A 20,340-nucleotide genomic window follows, 5' to 3' on the forward strand; every position below is an offset into this window, starting at 1 on the left:
AGAGTAACGGGAATGCCTTACTGATAGTGGTATGAGCTATCAGCCCCAACTCTGTTAACTTTTGTTTCGAGCCTGTCAGCCTTTTGGCTCGTGGGTGTTGACGATGGTTAATTCGTATCTTCGCCCCAGGGCTATCCATAGGTTCTGGCTCAACGGGTTTCTGATTTAGGCTATCAGATACCGCTTTTTTTCCTCGCTCACTACCTCAGATGTACCAAGTCTAAAGCAGCAGGAAATGCCGTCACTCTAGGCATCTAGAGGACAGGACTAAGGTTATTACTAACCCGCACCTGTAGTCTAGTTTCTAGCCAACGAATCGCACCACACCCCACACCCTGTCCCCAGGAAAAACTTTTTGCCGCAAACCCCAGTTAGTTAACCCTATTCCTGCTCAGAAATCATGGCAAAATCCTCTTAACTGGATCTGGGCTAAAAAATCTAACTTAAACAGCGAATTGCCTCCAATAAACCCCTCGCTTTGTTGAGGGTTTCTTCATACTCTTTCTCCGGCTCAGAATCAGCGACTAACCCTGCTCCCGCCTGCACAGAAACCAGATAATTTTGATTACCTTGGGGACGAACAATCATAGTGCGAATTGTGATGGCACTATTTAACTGTCCCTCGAAATCGTAGTAACCATAAACCCCTGAATAGGGACCGCGACGACAGGGTTCTAATTCATGAATAATTTCCATAGCACGAATTTTCGGGGCCCCACTGACGGTTCCCGCGGGAAAACAAGCTTTTAATAAATCCCAAGCACTTTTATTGGTGGCTAAATACCCCACCACATTACTAACAATGTGCATAACGTGGGAATAACGTTCAATGATCATTAATTCATCCACTTTAACCGTACCTCGATCGCACACCCGGCCTAGATCATTTCTCCCCAAATCCACTAACATAATATGCTCGGCAATTTCTTTGGGATCTTGCAATAAATCCGTTGCTAAAGCTTGGTCTTCACTGAAGTTTTGTCCCCGGCGACGGGTGCCAGCAATTGGTCTGACCGTAGCCTTTATTTTACCTAATTCGTCCCGTTCTGCCTTAACCATCACTTCAGGACTAGAGCCAATAATTTGCCAATCCTTAAAGTTATAAAAAGCCATGTAGGGAGAAGGATTAATCAGACGCAAGGAACGATATAAATCGAAGGGATGACCCTGATAATTGGCATTTAAACGCTGGGAAATAACCACCTGAAAAATATCCCCCGCTTTGATGTAATCCTTAGCTTTTAGGACATTTTGACAGAATTTTTCCTGAGTTGTATTGCTTTCATAGACTAATTCTTTTCCCTGACCAACGGGTAATAATTCCAGGGTTTTGGCATTAGTTGGTAGGGGTAATCGTAACTTCAGAACTAACTGTGTCACTCGATCGCAGGCCGCTTGATAAGCGGCCGCTAAATCGGGATTATTACCCCGAATATCGGCATAAGCGATCGCCCAGATTTTCCGTTTAACTTGATCGAAAATAATCAGATTATCCACCTGCATCCAAATACCATCCGGTAGATCGGCATCCGTAGCGGGATAAATAGGCACTCGCGGTTCAATCCAATTAATTAATTCATAACCCCAAAAACCAAATAAACCCCCTATTCCCGCAGGTAATTGCGGCAATTTAACCGGCACGATCGGGGCTAAACATTGGGTTAAAATCTCGAAAGGATCCCCCGAAAAAATCTCTTGAGAACCATCGCGAAAAGTCTGGGTGGTGGTGTTTCCCCGTGCTTCTAATACCCAGACGGGATCGCCTCCTAAAAAGCTGTAGCGTCCCAAGGTTTCGCCCCCTTCCACCGACTCTAATAAAAAATTGTAGGCTTGATCGGCACAAACTTTATACCAGGCCGAAACGGGTGTTTCTAGGTCAGCGATCCATTCTTGATAGACAGGAATAAAGTTACCTTGGCCAGCGAGTTGACGAAAGCGATCAAAGTCGGGGAAGATCATATTTTGATGGTTCAAGAAACGGATAGCACAACACTTGTAGCCGATTGCGATCAGAGAAATCGAGAGTCAGAAGTTAAATCTTGGGGCTAAATAGCTTCTAAATCTAACTCCCCACTCTCGATTTTAGGGATTATTTATGCTTCGTAGGGAGTGACACCAGAGAACTTAATTGTCGCTGGTTCGGGGTTTTTGCCGATATTGCGGTCTTTTTTGCCGAAAAATTCACGACCGGCGTTAACTTTTTCGGGGAAGACACCATCAGCGGGGTGGAGATACTGCACTTCACCACTGGGGTAAATCCGATAGATTTTGTAATCTTCGATTTTGGGCTTAAATTTCGTCCGGAATTGGGTACCAAGAGCGAGCGCGTGTTCTTTGCGGGCCAAATAGAGGAGATTTTCGCCTTCGTTCATGATAGCGGCGCCACCGGTGGGCATTTCAAAGACTTGTTCTTTGCTGCTTGTCCAGGTGATGGCGTACTTTTCTTCCAGATCGGCTTTGGCGAGTAAACCGCCCGTGCTGCCACCGAACTTAGGAGCTTTTCCAGAAAGTTCTGTCATAGGATTTTGTTCTCTCTACAAAAATAAAGAAAAGGGGTTTTAGGGAATCCTATCACTGACACCCCCCCTCTCTAGTAGTCTTGTCAAGAACTGTAACATTATTTTGTACTAGACTATAGAACTAAGCTGCTGGCCGATCGCCAACTTGTCCAGGAATCGGCCACCACTTTAATCGATCGCCCGTCGGGAAATTTGCCAACTTAAAAAAATTACCGGAATTAATCCCACTAAGACAATGGCCAGGGCCGGTGCCGCCGCTTCCACCAAACGTTCATCACTGGCGTATTGATAAACGCGCACCGCTAGGGTATCAAAATTAAAAGGTCTTAACACCAAAGTAGCCGGTAATTCCTTCATCACATCGACAAAAACTAACATAGCCGCCGTCAATAATCCCCCCGACAAAAGAGGAATATGCACTTTAATTAAAGTTGCACCAGTGCCATAGCCAAGGCTGCGGGAAGCATCATCTAAACTAGGTTTTATTTTACTTAAACTCGATTCTAACGTGGAAAAAGCTACGGCTAAAAAGCGGACAATATAGGCAAAAATCAAACAGAAAATCGTACCGCTCAGAATTAAATTGATATTTAATCCCTGATTGAAAAAGTTATCTAATTTACCGAGAGGAATTAAAACCCCCACGGCGATAACTATGCCGGGGATAGCATAACCAGCGGCCGCAATCCGCACAGAACCCTTAAGAGTTTTATTCGGATTAAGTCTTTCCCCGTAGGCGAGAATTAAAGCTAAAACCACCGCAATAATTGCGCTTAAACTGGCCAGAAAAAAACTGTTTCCCGACAGACTAAAAAAGTCATTATTAAAAGTTTCTTGGGCATGATTAAAGGCTAGATAGGCTAGATAAAAAGCAGGGGCAATAAACCCAAGAAATATCGGCACAAAACAGGAGATCATTGCCAAAAAACTGCGAACAAATCCTAGCTCGTACTTAGTCGGTGACTGGAAACGATTGGTCATTTCATAGTAACGAGCTTGACGACGGGAGGATTGTTCAAGGAAAACTAAAACGAGGATAAATACCATTAAAACTGTTGATAACTGTCCCGCTGCTATACGATCGCCCATACCGAACCAAGTATTATAAATCCCCGTGGTAAAAGCATTAATGCCGAAATACTGCACCGTACCAAAATCGTTCAGAGTTTCCATTAAAGCTAGGGCCAATCCCGCCATAATTGCCGGTCTTGCTAGGGGTAAAGCGACAGTAAAAAAACCGCGCCAAGGGTTACATCCCAAGGAGCGACTTGCCTCCACTGTGCAGACAGATTGTTCTAAAAAACCGACCCTTGCTAACAGATAAACGTAGGGATAAAGCACCAGTATTAACATCAGAATCCCCCCCCAGAGAGAACGGATATTAGGAAACCAATAATCTTCGACACTATTCCAACCAAGAAGACTTCTTAAGAACGTCTGCACCGGACCAAAATAGTCCATCATATTGGTATAAGTATAGGCCAAGAGATAGGCAGGAGCGGCAAGGGGTAGTAATAATAACCATTGAAATTGTTGACGACCGGGAAATTGACACATCGTTATTAACCAAGCGGTGCCAACACCGATGATTAAAACGCCGCTGCCCACCCCACCCATCAACCAAAAAGAATTAACTAGATAATCCCAGAGAACAGTTTCGAGCAGATGTTGCCAGACTTGACTGGAGTTAGTTAATAAACTACTGGCCACCGATAAAATTGGCAGGGAAACAAGCAGGGCAATTAGTAAAACTGCAATTGTCCATCCCTGTCTAAAAAAAGAGCGATATTCTTTCAGCAAAAACATTTTTAATAAGATTGTTAAAGCAATTTTTAGAGAACGGTCTAGTTATGCCTTCTTCGCTTGTGAGGTCAACTTACAGCCAGCAGTTCATTAAGCTTGTTTTTCAGATTTGGCGATGTCATCAGCGGGTTGTAAACTTCTCCTGCGTAAGGTTGCCAAACATAACTAGGGCTAAAGGAGCGAAATACTGGCAATATTCCTAGCTCGCCTGCAAGTGGTTTCGCTAAAACCAGTCCTGGGATAGATAGATTGGATGATTCTTCGATAAGCTCAGTGTATGTTCTAAATTCATCGACTTCAACACCAACCAGTCCATAACGGAAGGTGGGGGCAAATCGTAGGGACTGATAGAGTAAAATACCTAACTCTGTCATTGAATAGGCACTTTCAGGGCTGTCTATTCCCACTTCGCTAAGATTATTTGGTGAAACGCGACACCACCAATTTTCTTCTATGTCTTGGAATGTGTCTGTGCGACATTGGCACTGGCGACCATTTGACAGCAACAATGACATTCCCTGAAAATGTTGAGCAAATTTATCGGCCTTGCTCTCATCAGAACCACATTCTGCGGATAAACTAAATATCCATGCCATTTTCATAGACTCCTATTGTGTGTATGCCACTAATCCACCTTTTCCCAATATTTTTGGGTCTTTGCCAATGCCGCTTCGTACCTTTCTAGAGCCATTGTAACTCTTGGCATGATGCTAACGTGGGTTGGGCTATCTTGGACAGCCTGTAAATCTCCTGCAATAATGCTGTCATCAATCTGCCACAAAGGAGCTTTGCCCATGCCGCCAAATTTTGGCTGTAACTGCTCACTTTTCACTCCTCACCCCCTCACGAACCAAAAAGCCTGTAAACTTGATTTTATAAGGTGGATTTGCTATTATTTGGCTCTTGCAAGCGATGCAAGCACTCCTGAACTGATAACACAGGTACCGATGAATTCAAAAACCCTTGATTATCTCGGGTCAAGATAGCATCAAGTCCTTGAGCTACAGCACAAGCAACCTGAATCCCATCCTCATAATCAGCCAAACCTGAACTAAACGCTACCTCTAGAACCTCCCGGTTTACAGGGCAGATTTCCATTGCTGTCAATGTCTCTGAAACTGCTTGCCGTGCTTGCTCAATACTGCGCGTGTGTCTTCGAGCAATGTAAAAAATGTCCGTGAGGGTTGTGGCTGTGACATACCCGACGATCTGACCGGAATCGATCGCCTGAAATAGTCGTTCTGCATCTTGGAAAAATAGCTCTCTCTGCAATAGAAAATCTAGGAGAACATTAGTATCAATTAAAACTCTCACTAAAGGTATTTCTCCAGCCGACGCTCTTCCAACATGGCAGCTACTTCTTGGTCGGTTGGTGCAAGTTGGTCTGTTTTGAGTAAGCCACGCATCCGTTGAATTGCACCAGCACGATCAGGTCTAGCAATTGGGGTACTCTGCAAGGACTCAATAATGGCGCTAACCAGCGCAAGTCGCTCGCTCGGTGATAGCTTAACCGCTTCTTCCTTTAGGTCTTGTAGTAACATAGACATTCCTTGGGGCTGAATATTCTGGAATTTCTTAAAAATAATTATAACCCTGATTTATGATCAGGGCTGTAGGGCGAGTTAGCAACAACGTAACCCGGGGAATATCAGGAAATTGATGGTGCGTTACACGAGAAAAAATTAGTTAATCAATAGGACTAGGTCATTGGCTCCTAAAAATTAGGATTTCTCTAACAGTTTGCGGTAGTCAAACACGCGAATGAGCGTCCCTTTTTTGGGTAAATCGGCGGCACGAATCCGTAATTTATTGTCCTCGATCAAACGGATATTTTTATCCTTGACTAACTTGAGAAACTCATCTACAGACACCAATTCACAGGCATTTTTATCGGCGGCACTGGTGAAGTATTGCGTCGGGACAGCTATTCGCGGTTGTAAAACTTCGATCGCCTGTTTTGCTTCTTGGGGATTATAATTTTTGGGACCACCTCCCACGGGAATAAAAGCTAAATCCGGCGAACCTAGGAGAATTCTTTGTTCTAATTCGAGCGGGGCGGCTGCCCCCCCTAAATGGACAATACTAATCCCTGCTTGGGTCCAACGCCAGGCCACATTCATGCCGAAACGTTGCCCCCCCATGCGATCGTGGGCGATACTAATACCCTGTAGTTTTAATTTACCCAGATCGTAGGCCCCCGGCTCAAACAAAATTTTCGGATTACCGGGTAAACCCTCGGCCGCCCCTTCATCCCACAGTTGACTACTAATTAAAACGATATCTGCTTCTACTTTTGGCAAAGGAAAACCCGCCGTACAACCAATTGCCCGGAAAGGATTAACTAGGACTCTTTGCCCTCCTCCGGTGAATAAAAAGCAACTATGACCCAACCATTGAACTAAGAGGGAATTATCGGGTTTTTGGGGGGAAGTGGGGTTAGTGGGTTTGGGTTTAGTTTCCGCTAAAACTGAGCCTACTGCCACGGTTAAGAAACTTGTCCCCACCGATAAGATAAAATCTCGCCTTTTCATAAATGTAGATGCAGAATTAATCAAGTTAAGGTTAATTTCAGGGGTTGGGGATTAGTAAACACTAGAGGGATCGGAGAAAGTTTCTTAAAAGTTCCTTGCCGGCAGTGGTTAAAATACTTTCGGGATGAAATTGTACCCCTTGAATCTGGGGGTAATCCCGATGACGGACTCCCATGACCGTACCATCTTCTACCCAGGCCGTGATCTCTAAATTATCCGGCATGGTGGAGCGATCGATCACTAAACTATGGTAACGGGTGGCAGTAAAAGGATTTTCTAAGCCTTGAAATACCCCTTCACTGTTGTGATAGATGGGGGAAGTTTTGCCGTGCATCAAGACCGGGGCCGAGACCACATCCCCTCCGAATACCTGACCGATACTTTGATGACCGAGACAGACACCCAAAATCGGCAAATGGGGGCCAAATTTGGCGATTAATTCCAGAGATATGCCCGCATCGACCGGACGACCAGGACCGGGGGAAATGACAATCCCATCCGGCCGCATTTGTTCGATTCTGTCCAGATCGATTTTATCATTACGATAGACCTCGATCGGTAAGGCGATCGGAAACTCGGAGGCTAATTCTCCCAAATACTGGACTAAATTGTAGGTAAAACTATCATAGTTATCGATGACGATTATCAAGAGTCTCTCTCCTTTCTCTAGCCTCGCTCAGTATTTTCATTCTACACCTCTGCTGTCTTGATCGAGATAGCCGGGGTGTAGGGGGTAGGCTATTTTTGAGCAGTCAGCTAAAATCTGCCCGGAATTGCTAATCACAGCCTAAACTATCTCTGGTGGCCACTCCCGTGACTGGATTAATGCCATCGGCCCGTTCACACATTAACTTGACCTGATAGTGATCAATTACGGCGTTAGTGAAATCGGCCCCGGTAATAATTGTGTCATAAAAACGGCTGCGAGTAGCGATCGCATCGGTAAAAATAGTATTAGTTAAATCGGCAAAATCGAGGGTAACTCTATCTACCAAAGAGGCGGTTAAATCGGCCCCTTTTAAGTTAGCTTTTAAGAGGACAGCCTCGGTGAGAATGCTATAGGATAAATCGGCACCTTCTAGGTTAACTCCCCGCATCGCGGCAGCTGCGAAAACTCCTCCGCGCAAATCCTGATGGGAAAAATCCCGATCTTGCAGCTGGGCAAAACTATAGTTAATCGTTTTATCTTGGGCCAAAGCCACCGGACGGGCCGCGAAAAGTAGCCAAAGAATCGCCAGCAAAATAATTAAAACCAGACTGAAAAAATTTTTCAACATTGTTACTGTTGAGCGTCAAAAAACTGGGACACATCATCACCCACCCGAATAGTTAGGTCTGAGTCTAAAGCACCAGTGGAGGATGATTCTACTTTACCGATTCCCAATTGATTTTTCAAGAGGTTAGCGGACTGAACATCACCTTTTTGGGCAATAATTGCGGTGGTTTCTAGCTTTTGGGAGGAGTCATCGCTAATATAAACATTTGTGTAGCCCTGTTTGGCCAGATAATTGCGAGTACGACGGGCTAAACCTTTGGTATGGGTGGCATTTTGAATGGCAATCCGCAGACTATAAACGGAGGTTTCTCCCCCCCCATAGTTATCGGTAAAATTATTAGCCACAATGGTTCTAATTTCGCGACGGTTCAAAATCCAATAACTGCGACCATCGTATTCCTCGAGGTTGTTAAACCGGCCGGGGAGTAGGATCATTCTTAAGTCATCCTGTTTAATTTCCCGTCCAAAATTAGCGATAGCCAGCATTTCCTCGACGCTTAAGTTCGTATCGATATATTGTTGTAAAACCTGTACTGCTTTCGGGAGACTGGGGAGAATTGTCGGACTAAAAATCTTTTGTTGGAGTGCTTTTAATAAAATTTGTTGTCTTTGTACGCGACCAATATCGCCGTATTGCGGGTTACGAAAACGGGCAAATTGTTCTGCTTGGTCGCCGTTGAGATTTTGCCAACCCTCTTGTAAATCAATTTCTAATTTTTGGGTGACATCTTTATGATACATTCGTTCGGGTACATAAACCTCTACACCCCCGACTAAATCGACTAATTCCTTGAAGGCATCGGTAGTCACCCGCACATAGCGATCAACGGTGACATCCCCTAAAGTATTACTGACCACTTCTGCCGCTAGAGTCGGTCCACCGTGAACGTTAGCATCGTTGATTTTAGTAAAACCATGGCCGGGGATTCTGACGCGGCTATCGCGAGGGATAGACAACATTCTCACGGTTTTATCGCTAGGATCGAAGCGCACTAGGAGCATGGTATCGCTGCGACCTTTAAATACATCGTCGCTGTTTTTGGCATCTAAAACTCGATCGATGCCCATAACTAAAATATTAACAGGACGAGAAAGCTGCTGATTGATTAAGCTATTCCAAGCTTGATCCTCAAGGATGTCTGTTTGGGTGGGAAAAGATGTTTTTTGGAAGATAGCCCCAATTGGTGCGGGTAAGGGACTAATTAAAGCGACGGTGGCCCCAACAGTGGCGGAAACTAGGGCGGTAAAACTGAGGGTTATTCCCCAAAATAAGCCCTTTTGTAGGGGAGATGCTTTTTTTAAACCGGACATGACTGAACTGACCACCGCGACGGTATTTTCTGAGTTTTGGCTGTATTCTTGCTTTTCAAACCGCCCCGAAACATTGGCCATGGACTAACCTCAACATCTGATTAAAAGCTTACTTTAAGTAGGGAGGAACAATTATTTGTAGGATGGGTTAGCGGTAGCGTAACCCATGCGGGCGTTGGGTTTCATACTTCAACCCAACCTACGTTCATCTTATATTTAATTCCACCCACCCAGGAGGTGACTGTTGATCGATAGAATCTATCTCTAGCCCAAAAGTTCCAGATATTGGCCACTCCCCTCTCGCCGGCTATTGTAACATATTGTTAAGGAACTGGCTATCCTAGACCTGTTGTAAAAATCAAAAATTGTTGTTAGGGTTAGGAGTTGGTGGCCAGTAGCCAGTAGTCAGGAGAATTAAAAACGAATAATAAACGATTAAATGCTCTATTCACCGATTGTATGCCATTTAATCCTTATTTTTGCCGTTTTTGAACCCTGAAAGGTTAATTATGCCATAGGTTTAATAATTTTTCAGGGATTCAGTTCGGTTATAGATTATCTTTATGGCCAAGAATTAAGGCTCTCTTAGGTTTGATGGGTAAAATGTATTCTAAGATACAGTCCTGCTGGCGAGCGAGTGGAAGGAACCACTCCAGACACAGAGGACACAAAGATTGATCGCTTCTATAGTAAGTTAAACTGCTCACACAAAGAATAAGAGAGCCGAATTAAGAGAGGTGGAAACTTGAAGATGACAGAACGAACTAAGGTTATTCTCCTCGTTGTTATCCCTTTGCTTTTGGCTAGTAATGCAGTTTTTTCTGTCAATAAATTCTGAGCTATTTTTTATGCAAATCATCTCCCTTCCCCCATCATCCACCCAGGAATATCTCTGTATAAGAGACTTAAATCTCTACAATTCTCCCAGTTGTCAAGAGTTAGCTACCCAAGCACAACAGGGAAGACAATTAAAATTTATTTCCCTAGAAATTACCGAAAAAGGGCTACAAATTCAGCTAAGGGAAGATAATTATTTAGCTTGGTTATGCGGAGAAGATTTAGATGCAATTGCGGTGGCCACCACAGCTTATCAAAAAATTCCTCTAACTCGTTCAGAAATAGAAAAACATATTCCTGAGATTATCACTTTTACTCAGGAAGCAATGAACCGTACCAATCATTATTTCTGGGGTGGAACCCTTGCACCTAATTACGATTGTTCAGGATTAATCCAGGCTGCTTTTGCCACTTTTGGTATTTGGTTGCCGAGGGATTCCTATCAACAGGAGGCTTTTTGTCAAAAAATAAACCGAGAGGAATTACTCCCAGGAGATTTAATTTTTTTTGGTGATAAAAGAGTTAATCATGTGGCGTTATATCTAGGTAATAATCAATATATACACAGTTCAGGAAAAGAAACAGGTAATAATGGTATCGCTATCAATCTACTCACCGATGATAGGGATAGCGTCAGTCGTTATTATTATCAAAAATTATGGAGTTTCGGTCGAGTTATGCACAATTAATCAGTTATCAGTTATCAGTTATCAGTTATCAGTTATGGGTTTACTGTTCACTGTTTACTGTTCACTGTTTACTCTCCCCCATAGATAATCATGTCAGAAAACATCTCCCTAAGCGGTCTATCAATTCGTCGTCACATAGGAGTATTGATGTTAACTATAGCAGTTATCATCATCGGTCTTTTTTTTCTAAATCGTTTACAAGTAGATTTGCTTCCTTCTATCACTTATCCTCGCATTAGTTTAAGGATGAATGTCCCGGGGGTTTCCCCGGAAGTTATTCTCGAAGAAGTAACTAAACCCCTAGAAGAAGGAATGAGTGCTACCGAGGGAGTAGTGCAAGTTTATTCAGAAACTCGCGAGGGAAGGATGCGAGTAGATTTATTTTTTCAACCGGGGGGAGATTTAAACGTTGCTTTAAATGAAGCTACCGAAAGTTTTAATCGTGTCCGACAAAATTTACCCGATATTATTGAGGAACCGCGCTTAAACAAATTTGAACCCTCTCGTTTACCCGTCTATGAATTTGCTCTCGTTTCTGATACCCTACCCCTAAAAGACTTAAGATTATTTGCTGATGAAGAATTAGGGAGAGAATTAGGGTTTGTGGGAGGAGTTGCAGTGGTGGACGTGATTGGGGGAGTTAGAGAAGAAATTCAAGTTAATATTGACCTGCAGCGATTACAATCTTTAGGAGTGGGATTAAATCAGGTTTTAGACACCCTAAAAAGACGCAATCAGGACATCTCTGGGGGCCGACTAGAGGGAGAAACCGGGGAACCTTTAACCCGTGCGGTGGGGAAATTTAAAAACGTAGCGGATATCCAAGATTTAGCACTGACCGATAGTAATAATCCCGAAGAAAAAATCTATCTGCGGGATGTGGCCAGAGTTATCGATGGGACAGAAGAACAAAGAATTTTTGTCACCCTAAATGGAAAAAATGCCGTCAGGGTTAGCGTCCAAAAACAACCGAATGCGAACACGATTGCTGTGGTAGAAGGGGTCAAAAAACGCATTGCCGAATTAAAAAAATCCGGGTTAATGACCGGGGGGATGCAAGTCGTCCCCACTACCGATGAGTCTGTATTTATCCAAAATGCGGTTAATAACGTGGTTTCGTCGGGACTAGCGGGGACAATTCTAGCAGGATTGACTGTATTCGTCTTTCTCGGTTCCCTGCGACAGACTTTTATCATTACCCTAGCGATTCCTCTTTCTACCCTCGTCGCAATTATCTGTATGAAGTTATTCGGGTTATCGATAAATGTGTTTAGTTTGGGAGGATTGGCCCTAGGGGTGGGTATCGTGGTGGATAATTCCATTGTCATGCTGGAAAATATTGCCCTCAAAGTTAATCAAAACCAAAATAAGCGAGATTTTTTAGAAATTGCCCGGAATAGCAGCCAAGAGGTAGAATCTGCTTTATTGGCCTCCACTGCGACTAATCTCGTCTCTATACTGCCATTTTTATTACTGGGTGGTTTTATTTCCCTGCTGTTTAACGAGATTATCCTCACTATCAGTTTTGCTGTGGCTGCTTCTCTGCTGTGTGCGTTAACCGTTGTTCCCATGTTAGCCAGTCGTTTGTTAAATATGCGGGTTTCTAGTGGTATTCAGCGATTTTGGCTCTTAAAAGTCTTTAGTCAACGTCTAGAAGGTTTAACCATCCTCTACGGTCGTTGTTTAGCTAAAATCATCCGCTACAGAATACCTGTTATCCTACTGGCCTTTTTAATTTTAGGGGGAAGTAGTTTTTATCTCTGGCAATATATCCCCCAAGAAGTCTTTAGTCGTATTCAAACCGGACAGGTGAACGTTTTTGCTCAATTTCCCCCGGGTACCAATTTAAATGCTAACCGTCAGGTGATGCGGGAAGTAGAAAAGATTTTATTATCACAACCAGAGACTAAGTACGTTTTTACTACCAGTGGCGGTTCTCTTTTTGGCACAACTACCAATGAAAATATTTTGCGTGCTTCTAGTACGATTAATCTCAAACAAGGCACTAATACAGAAGCATATATCGAACGCATGAGCAAAGCACTAGAGCAATTAAACCTCGTTAACGTGCGTTTGCGTCTCACTCCCGGTCAAGTGCGCGGTATTATTCTTAATAACTCTCCCTCCGTTGGTGCCGATGTGGATGTGATGTTACAGGGACGCGATGGGAAAACTTTAGAGCAAGCTGGTGAAGAAATCCTCAGTATTCTCGATGAAAAAGTCCCTAGTGCCCGTTTTCGTCCCGATGCTGACCCCAGACAACCGGAAATCCAGATTAAACCCGATTGGACCCGCTTAAATAGTTTGGGATTGAGTACCTTGGAAGTGGGACAAACGCTACGGACCGCTATTCAAGGATCGATCCCCACCCAACTGCAACGGGGAGAAAGATTAATCGATATCCGGGTGCAATTAGACCCCGACTCGCGGCAAAAAATTAGTGACATCTCACAAATACCTATTTTTGTCAATAGACAAGAAGACTTAAAATTAGCAGATATCGCCAGGATTGAAGGGGGAAAAACCCCAGCAGTCATCCAGAGAATTAATCAGCGTCAAGTTTTTATTATTATCGGCAGTTTAGTCGAGGGTGCGAAATTAAGTGACGCACTCGCGGGAGTACAATCGGTTTTAAATTCCACTCCCTTACCCGATGGTATCAGCATTTTACCCAGTGCTGCTGCCATGTCTAATCAAGAAATTCAGGGTTCTTTGGGTTTATTAGCGGGTTTATCGGTATTTTTAGTCTTTGTGGTCATGGCCGTCCAGTATAACTCACTCATAGACCCTTTGGTGATTATGTTAACCGTTCCTTTGGCCCTAGCGGGGGGAATTTTTGGACTATATTTGACCAAAACCCCGATTAATGCCATTGTCATCGTCGGGGTGGTGTTATTGGTGGGCATTGTGGTTAATAACGGGATTATTATGGTGGAATTGGCCAATCAATTGCGGCAAGAATTCGGTTTTACTCGACTACAAGCCATTTTAAAGGCCGCTCCCCAACGTTTACGACCGATTTTGATGACCACCGTGACCACGGTTTTAGGTTTATTTCCCCTCGCTTTAGGATTGGGAGAGGGGGGAGAATTCCTGCAACCTTTAGGAATTGTCGTTTTTTCGGGTTTGTCTTTAGCAACTCTGTTAACTCTGTTTATTATTCCCTGTTTTTACGTTTTATTCTCTAGAAAGTAATCTTCTTGCACAGTGGGAAGTGGGGAAGTGGGGAAGTGGGGAAGTGGGGAAGTGGGGAAGTGGGGAAGTGGGGAGGTGGGGAAGTGGGGAAGTGGGGAAGTGGGGGAATTTCAACTAAAACCCTAACACCCCAAAACCCCAAAACCCTATCACCCTATCTCCCGACTCCTGACTTCTAACCCAATGTTGGTCAAAGATAAGCAAAAATTATCTACTGACTCCAAAAACTTGAGAATATTTAAATTAACATTCCGTAATATTTATAAATTCTTAAGAATTAATTGAGAAAGATTTTTATTTAACAACGATGTTCCAATGGTAACAGCGATTTGATAGAATTTCATAATGGGTTATCTTGTGCTTTTTTGGGCAGCAACGGTTGAAACCCTTGCCACACCTAGAAGTTGATCCTAATTAAGACGGGTAAATGAGTCAATTTCACCCATAACGATGATCTTTTTTTTGTGTAGTTTTATTGCAAAAAAAAAGTTTTTTTGACAAAAAGCACAAAGTATGATAGTAACCCAACGTATTTCTGGCTGCCAGTAGTTATTGCAGAGTGGGAGTTGGGGAGTATTTTCAGTGTTGCCAAAGGCACGGCGTAGCCGTCCAGTAAACAGTGAACTGATAACTCACATCTGATAACTGATAACTGATAACTGATAACTGATAACTGACTTCTAACCCGACAAAAAACCTATTCAGCAGACCCTAAGTTAAATAAGCGATAGTTACCCCCGAACCGCCCTCATTTTGGGGTGCTAATTGAAAGCGTTTTACCTGGGGATGACGGGATAGGAAATCGTGAACACCTTGACGCAATTTCCCCGTACCTTTACCGTGAATAATCCATAATATACCCGATGGGGTGGCTCTGACGATCGCCTGTTCGATATCCGTTTCTGACTCTGCCACCCTGGAACCGCGAATATCGACAGTATTATTAGCAGTACGAATTAAAGGGGTCTCCTGGGGTTTTGTGGGAGTTTGGGGCAAATTTTTGGCAGTTTTTGGCGCAGTTTCCACTTTTTGACCATCCAAAGACTCAATCTGATCTAAGGGTAGGGTCATCTTCATCATCCCGAAACGCAGGGAAATCTCCTCTGATTCTGGTGAAATTGCTAAAACTTCGGCAGTTTGTCCCAAATTGGGCAAGCGTACCCTTTCCCCCACTTGCGGACGATAATTAACCTTAGTTTTTTCCGTTTTTGGTAATAACCTTTCTGCGATCGCAGTTAACTCCTCTGTGGCTTTTTGGGCATCTTTACCAGTTTTTGTTCCCGCTTGCAATCGGCGAATAACGTCATTAATCTCTGCTTTTGCCGATAATAAAGCCTTTTGTATCTCCTGCTCCTGATAACGCTTTAATTCTCGCTCTCTCTCCTGTAGAGAATTAGCCCGCGTGGAAACTTCTGTATAAAATTTCTCCGTTTGTTGGAGTAATTGACTAGCTTCTTGAGCTTTTGACTCCTGTTCCCGTCTTTGCGCTTCCAAACCAGCAATTACTTGATTTATCTCCTCCGATAACCCCCCCAGATGATTTCTCGCTTCGGCCACAATTTCGGGACTTAATCCCAAACGCTGGGCAATAGTTAAAGCATTAGAACGCCCCGGAATGCCCCATAATAGTCGATAAGTGGGGGAAAGAGTGCGATCATCAAACTCTACCGAGGCATTTTCAAAGCGAGAATCTCGATACTTTAACGCTTTTAATTCCCCGTAGTGAGTGGTAGCCACCGTCAATAAACTATGATCAGCGAGGTATTGTAAAATAGCGATCGCTAAAGGACTTCCCTCAGCCGGATCCGTACCTGCTCCCACCTCATCGAGTAAAACCAAGGAACGAGAATTTAAAGCCGCTAAAATGCGGACAATCCGGCGAATGTGACCCGAAAAAGTCGATAAACTCTGTTGCAAAGACTGTTCATCCCCGATATCGGCTAAAACGTGATCGAACCAGGGTATCTCTACCGGTTCCCGCGCTGGAATAAACAGGCCCGCTTTCGCCATTAAAGCCGCTAATCCGAGGGTTTTTAAAGTAACGGTTTTTCCGCCGGTATTTGGTCCGGTGATGGCAACAACGCGAATTTCTGGGGTAATCTGCACATTTATTGGTATGACCTCCCCCCCCTGTTCATGGTGTTTTTGCCACCAGAGCAAAGGATGACGCAAATTCCGTAAAGTAATCGTTTCCGAACCATCGATAAAGTGGGGGGGATTACCCTCTAACCATAAACTGTAACGGGCCCTGGCGGTGGCCAGATCGAGCCTAGTAGCGATCGCAAGTAAATATTCTAAGTCGTCAAAGGCTTCGGCGATTGTATTACTTAACTGCCGCAGGATTTTTTCTTCTTCGATTTGTTCCTGACGACGATATTGCCGCAGTTGATTGCCTTGGTCAACGATAGAGTGAGGTTCAATGTAAAAAGTCGCTCCTGTGCTGGAAGTATCGTGAATTATCCCCGGTATTTGCTCTTTTTGTGCTGCTTTGACGGGAATCACCCAGCGGTCGCTTCTTTGGGTAATGACCGCTTCTTGGATAGCACCGCCCTGTTTTTGCATGATATCCTGCAATTTGCGGTAAATTCGCTCTTTAATCACCTTCATTTGTCCCCGAATTTCCCGTAATTGGGGACTAGCGCGATCGGATATCCGGCCATCTTCATCGATACAACGGTGTATTTCCTGTTCTATCTCTGGATAGGTGCGAATTTCGGCTACTAACTCTTTTAAAACTGGTATATCTTCCTGTTCGTCAATTAAACGCCGTAAACGTCGCACTCCGGCCAAAGTCGTGGCAATATTTAAAAGTTCCTGTCCCGATAATAACCCCCCCAGATGCGCCCTTTCTAGGGCATCACCGATGTCGGTAATCCCATCAAAGGAAAGACGACTATCTAATTTTTGTTCTAAGCTATAAACTTCTTTGGTTTGGCAGAGTAGGTTTAAACTTTCCTCTTTGCTTTCTGGTAACGGCAATTGACGAATCGCGATCGCACCGAGTTTAGTCGCTGCAAAAGTAGCTAGGTGTTGACATAGCCGCGGCCATTCCAATAATTCTAGGGTTTCGTCTTGAATCAATTTTGTAGTTTTTTATAATACGCTTTGTATTTCTAGTCTAACCAGATTTGGTCTGATTTTTACAGGAGTGGGGTGTGGGGTGTGGGGTGTGGGGTGTGGGGAGATGGGGGGATTTCAACTAATACCCCAAAACCCTAACCCCCTAAAACCCTAACACCCAACCCCTAATCTGTATCTAAATTCCTTTCTGGAGAGAGAATTGCACCTGTTTAAATTCTTGTTTTAAACGTTGTTTGAGTTTGTCGGGGATGGGACGGGAACCGTAGGCGGTATAATAACCAGCTAGAGAGTTTAAGGCTGTTTGCATAGTAGTGAAAGAACGCAAACCCCCGGATTTTTTATCTCGTCGGTAGAGGGAGATGTAATCGTTGATTTGTTCCTTTGCTTGCGACTCAACTGCCGCTTTATTCGGGTCATCTTTGACTAAATCAAGGGCTGTGGTTAAAGTTTCAATCACCGTCAGGGTATCCTGTCCATAATTGCCGGTTAACCGCGAACTACTAGAACAACCCATCAATCCGATGACCAGGACGAGAACCAAAGCTAATAAGCGAGAAATGTAAGGTTTTAGAGACATATTTTCAACACCATAAGTTAATCCCAAGTCACCTTATCCTATCAGGAAACCGTGACCAGTTCCCCAGGAGAGTTAACTGGCTGCAAAAATCAGGGGTCAACTGGGGGTAAATAGCCAAAATATAGGCTTTTGGGGCGGTAAAAGCCCTATTTTTGCCTAAAATTTCGATTAGTCAGGGGTCAACTGGGGGTAAATAGCCAAAATATAGGCTTTTTGGGCGGTAAAAGCCCTATTTTTGCCTAAAATTTCGATGCCATCAACCCGGAGTGAGTTGATTCTGGACTAATTCCAGCTGCGATAAAAATTCTTCGTTGCTTTCGTCCGGTTTCGAAAGAAAGAAAGTTACATTTTGTCATCTTTAGACCGCTCAAGCTGGAACTAGGGTGAAATGGGCAGTTTGACGGTAAAGCTTGTTCCCTTATCCACTTGGCTATCTAGGGCGATTTCGCCGCGGTGGAGTTCGACGCATTTTTTAACCACTGCTAACCCCAATCCCGTGCCGATAATATTTTCCACATTCTGACCCCGATAAAAGGGTTCATAGATCTTACCTCTATCTTCCTCGGCAATGCCGATCCCGTGATCCCGGACTTGAAAAACAATGCGATCGCTATCTTTCCACAAAATCAAACTAATCCCTGCTCCCGTGGGGGAATATTTAATCGCATTTAAGAGTAAATTACTTAAAATCGAGTAGAGCAGTTTCTCATCTAGATAGGGACGAATCATCAATCCCTGACTGACAAATTTAATCGGTGTATTATTTTTATTTATAAATTGAAAATCCTCGACTAAATTTAAACAAAAAGCTTCAATATCGAGCGGCTCTAGTTGACATCTTAGATTCCCAGATTCTGCCCTTGTTAAAATCAAAATATCTGTCAAGAATTGATTCATTAGCTTGACAGAAGACTGGATTCTATATAAGTTTTTTCTGCTCGACTGATCTGCATCTTTTAAGCCATTTTCTAATAACTGCGAGGCGGAAAGAATCACGGTTAAAGGGGTTCGGAACTCATGGGATATCATGGAAAAAAGCTGAATTTTTAGATCGGAAATTTCTTTTTCTTGTAGTAATAATTGGTGAATTTTCTCACTTTTTTGTCGCCGTTTCTCTTGCCAAAAAACTAAGAAATAAACTCCGCAAATAATCCCAAAGCTAGTAAAAGTTCCCAGTAAACCCAACAGAGAATTTTCGCGAATACTATCCCTAGAACTAGCGATGCTACTTCTTAAATTCCTTTTCTGACTAGCTTGTAAATAGGTAAGAAGATTTTGAAACTTATCCCGGATATCGACACTTTTAACCGTGATTGCATCTTGAGAAATATCATCAGATTGATCAGATTTATAGGTAGCGATCGATTGATTAAATAGAGCAATTCGCCGATACATTAAATCCCCGATCTGAGTCACCATTTCGCGCTCAAAATCCGTGCCGTTTTCTAATTGTTTAGCCAAGAGTTGCCAGTTAGATTGCATCAAAGCGATCGCCCGACGATGACGGCCCAATTCACTAGGGCTGCCAGTTTTGATATAACCCCGTCTTCCCGATTCGGCCACCGCCATGTTAGCGTAAAGATTAGCGAGATTATCGATAATCTCGTAGGTAACTTCCACCTCAGCAGCGCGCTGACGCAGGGCGAGGGTATTGCGATAGGAAACTAGGCTAATAGTTCCCATCAGTAAGACAGTTAGCCCGAAACCTCCCGCGATCCATTTTCCTTGTTTGAGCCAATTCATCAGGAGTTAACCGACGCTATTTCCAGCTTACTCCATCTCTAGACCATGCGAATTTTAGTAGTAGAAGATGATATGCAACTAGCCGAGATTTTGCGAGAGGCCTTGAGCGAGCGACAATACGTTGTCGATGTGGCTAGAGACGGAGAAGAAGGCTGGAATTGGCTAGAATTAGGCAAATATGATCTTTTAGTTCTCGATGTCACCCTGCCAAAATTGAGCGGAACTTTGCTCTGTCAACGTCTGCGACGAGCGGAATCCCATCATCCCGTCTCTGCTAATGCCACCGTTCCCGTCCTATTATTAACCGCAAGGGATACGGTAATCGATAAAATCGACGGATTAGACGCAGGGGCCGATGATTATGTCACTAAACCCTTCGATTTGGGCGAATTAATGGCGCGGATTCGGGCCTTGATCCGACGTGGCAGCAGTACCAGCAGTGTTTTATTATCTTGGGGGGGTTTGCAGTTAAATCCCAGTACCCACGAGGCCAGTTATAACGGTCAACTTCTTTCCCTCACCCCCAAGGAATTCGCTCTCTTAGAATTACTTGTTACCCATGGGCGCCGGGTCTTAAGTCGATCGGGTATTATTGAGCGAGTTTGGTCTTTGGACGATTCTCCAGCCGAGGAAACCGTTACTTCCCATATTCGCGGTCTTCGTCACAAGCTAAAATCCCTCGGCGCGCCGGAAGACTTTATTGAAACCGTTCACGGTCTTGGTTATCGTTTAAAGTAATATCTGCCTTGGGACAGTGGACAAAATCATTTCTGCACGA

The 20,340-nt window shown here is 43.8% G+C and carries 16 protein-coding genes and 1 pseudogene; 3 read left to right on the forward strand and 14 right to left on the reverse strand.

What is annotated here, in order from left to right; genetic code table 11:
* Positions 1–438: 438 nt before the first annotated feature.
* From trpE to EWV66_RS20975, 11 genes and pseudogenes are all read right to left on the reverse strand, one after another.
* Positions 439–1,959, reverse strand: coding sequence for an anthranilate synthase component I (gene trpE / locus EWV66_RS20925; protein ID WP_185237779.1), 1,521 nt, complete (start codon positions 1,957–1,959; stop codon positions 439–441).
* Between the two features lie 134 nt (positions 1,960–2,093).
* Positions 2,094–2,519, reverse strand: a complete 426-nt coding sequence (locus EWV66_RS20930) for a photosystem I reaction center subunit II PsaD (RefSeq protein WP_002740397.1) — start codon at positions 2,517–2,519, stop codon at positions 2,094–2,096.
* A 168-nt stretch (positions 2,520–2,687) separates the two neighbouring features.
* Complete coding sequence (locus EWV66_RS20935) at positions 2,688–4,325, reverse strand: ABC transporter permease (RefSeq protein ID WP_052277113.1); 1,638 nt, start codon at positions 4,323–4,325, stop codon at positions 2,688–2,690.
* 65 nt (positions 4,326–4,390) lie between these two features.
* Complete coding sequence (locus EWV66_RS20940; RefSeq protein WP_052278489.1) at positions 4,391–4,918, reverse strand: hypothetical protein; 528 nt, start codon at positions 4,916–4,918, stop codon at positions 4,391–4,393.
* 29 nt (positions 4,919–4,947) lie between these two features.
* A pseudogene (locus EWV66_RS20945) lies at positions 4,948–5,130 on the reverse strand (Tse2 family ADP-ribosyltransferase toxin); the annotation flags it as partial.
* Between the two features lie 65 nt (positions 5,131–5,195).
* Positions 5,196–5,636, reverse strand: coding sequence for a type II toxin-antitoxin system VapC family toxin (locus EWV66_RS20950; RefSeq protein ID WP_002758462.1), 441 nt, complete (start codon positions 5,634–5,636; stop codon positions 5,196–5,198).
* Positions 5,636–5,863 (reverse strand): hypothetical protein, encoded by a 228-nt coding sequence (locus EWV66_RS20955; protein ID WP_002758463.1) that lies wholly within the window; start codon positions 5,861–5,863, stop codon positions 5,636–5,638. Before EWV66_RS20955 ends, EWV66_RS20950 begins: the two co-directional genes overlap by 1 nt.
* Positions 5,864–6,043: 180 nt before the next feature.
* Positions 6,044–6,853, reverse strand: a complete 810-nt coding sequence (locus EWV66_RS20960) for an MBL fold metallo-hydrolase (protein ID WP_052277111.1) — start codon at positions 6,851–6,853, stop codon at positions 6,044–6,046.
* 61 nt (positions 6,854–6,914) lie between these two features.
* Positions 6,915–7,502: an anthranilate synthase component II gene (locus EWV66_RS20965; protein WP_052277110.1), complete on the reverse strand. Its 588-nt coding sequence runs from the start codon at positions 7,500–7,502 to the stop codon at positions 6,915–6,917.
* A 127-nt stretch (positions 7,503–7,629) separates the two neighbouring features.
* On the reverse strand, positions 7,630–8,130 hold the full coding sequence (locus EWV66_RS20970) for a pentapeptide repeat-containing protein (protein ID WP_052277109.1): 501 nt from the start codon (positions 8,128–8,130) through the stop codon (positions 7,630–7,632).
* A gap of 2 nt (positions 8,131–8,132) precedes the next feature.
* A complete protein-coding gene (locus EWV66_RS20975; RefSeq protein WP_052277108.1) occupies positions 8,133–9,521 on the reverse strand; it encodes an LCP family protein in 1,389 nt (462 codons plus the stop codon).
* A 767-nt stretch (positions 9,522–10,288) separates the two neighbouring features.
* On the opposite strand from EWV66_RS20975, the gene EWV66_RS20980 reads away from it, so the two are divergent.
* Together EWV66_RS20980 and EWV66_RS20985 are read left to right on the forward strand one after the other, a co-directional pair.
* Entirely contained in the window at positions 10,289–10,966 is a 678-nt protein-coding gene (locus tag EWV66_RS20980) for a C40 family peptidase (protein WP_052277107.1), read from the forward strand.
* Positions 10,967–11,056: 90 nt separating this feature from the next.
* On the forward strand, positions 11,057–14,161 hold the full coding sequence (locus EWV66_RS20985) for an efflux RND transporter permease subunit (protein WP_072926773.1): 3,105 nt from the start codon (positions 11,057–11,059) through the stop codon (positions 14,159–14,161).
* Between the two features lie 711 nt (positions 14,162–14,872).
* Here EWV66_RS20985 and EWV66_RS20990 read toward each other — a convergent pair.
* The 3 genes from EWV66_RS20990 to EWV66_RS21000 all read right to left on the reverse strand — a co-directional run bounded on the left by EWV66_RS20990 (position 14,873) and on the right by EWV66_RS21000 (position 19,562).
* Entirely contained in the window at positions 14,873–17,242 is a 2,370-nt protein-coding gene (locus EWV66_RS20990) for an endonuclease MutS2 (protein ID WP_072925879.1), read from the reverse strand.
* A gap of 175 nt (positions 17,243–17,417) precedes the next feature.
* Positions 17,418–17,819, reverse strand: a complete 402-nt coding sequence (psb27, locus tag EWV66_RS20995) for a photosystem II protein Psb27 (protein WP_043998990.1) — start codon at positions 17,817–17,819, stop codon at positions 17,418–17,420.
* Positions 17,820–18,197: 378 nt separating this feature from the next.
* On the reverse strand, positions 18,198–19,562 hold the full coding sequence (locus tag EWV66_RS21000; protein ID WP_072925883.1) for a sensor histidine kinase: 1,365 nt from the start codon (positions 19,560–19,562) through the stop codon (positions 18,198–18,200).
* A 45-nt stretch (positions 19,563–19,607) separates the two neighbouring features.
* Here EWV66_RS21000 and EWV66_RS21005 point away from each other — a divergent pair, with 45 nt between their 5' ends.
* On the forward strand, positions 19,608–20,300 hold the full coding sequence (locus EWV66_RS21005; RefSeq protein ID WP_002758477.1) for a response regulator transcription factor: 693 nt from the start codon (positions 19,608–19,610) through the stop codon (positions 20,298–20,300).
* The last annotated feature ends 40 nt before the right edge of the window (positions 20,301–20,340 follow it).

The sequence above is a fragment of the Microcystis sp. M_OC_Ca_00000000_C217Col genome (assembly GCF_007095585.1).
Taxonomy (GTDB): Bacteria; Cyanobacteriota; Cyanobacteriia; order Cyanobacteriales; family Microcystaceae; genus Microcystis; species Microcystis panniformis.

Bases quoted from the DNA above. Each gene is read 5' to 3' on its own strand.
- EWV66_RS20935 (WP_052277113.1), bottom strand. From the start codon at position 4,325: ATGTTTTTGCTGAAAGAATATCGCTCTTTTTTTAGACAGGGATGGACA.
- EWV66_RS20940 (WP_052278489.1), bottom strand. From the start codon at position 4,918: ATGGCATGGATATTTAGTTTATCCGCAGAATGTGGTTCTGATGAGAGC.
- trpE (WP_185237779.1), bottom strand. From the start codon at position 1,959: ATGATCTTCCCCGACTTTGATCGCTTTCGTCAACTCGCTGGCCAAGGT.
- EWV66_RS21000 (WP_072925883.1), bottom strand. From the start codon at position 19,562: ATGAATTGGCTCAAACAAGGAAAATGGATCGCGGGAGGTTTCGGGCTA.
- EWV66_RS20955 (WP_002758463.1), bottom strand. From the start codon at position 5,863: ATGTTACTACAAGACCTAAAGGAAGAAGCGGTTAAGCTATCACCGAGC.
- EWV66_RS20930 (WP_002740397.1), bottom strand. From the start codon at position 2,519: ATGACAGAACTTTCTGGAAAAGCTCCTAAGTTCGGTGGCAGCACGGGC.
- EWV66_RS20985 (WP_072926773.1), top strand. From the start codon at position 11,057: ATGTCAGAAAACATCTCCCTAAGCGGTCTATCAATTCGTCGTCACATA.
- EWV66_RS20980 (WP_052277107.1), top strand. From the start codon at position 10,289: ATGCAAATCATCTCCCTTCCCCCATCATCCACCCAGGAATATCTCTGT.
- psb27 (WP_043998990.1), bottom strand. From the start codon at position 17,819: ATGTCTCTAAAACCTTACATTTCTCGCTTATTAGCTTTGGTTCTCGTC.
- EWV66_RS20975 (WP_052277108.1), bottom strand. From the start codon at position 9,521: ATGGCCAATGTTTCGGGGCGGTTTGAAAAGCAAGAATACAGCCAAAAC.
- EWV66_RS21005 (WP_002758477.1), top strand. From the start codon at position 19,608: ATGCGAATTTTAGTAGTAGAAGATGATATGCAACTAGCCGAGATTTTG.
- EWV66_RS20960 (WP_052277111.1), bottom strand. From the start codon at position 6,853: ATGAAAAGGCGAGATTTTATCTTATCGGTGGGGACAAGTTTCTTAACC.
- EWV66_RS20970 (WP_052277109.1), bottom strand. From the start codon at position 8,130: ATGTTGAAAAATTTTTTCAGTCTGGTTTTAATTATTTTGCTGGCGATT.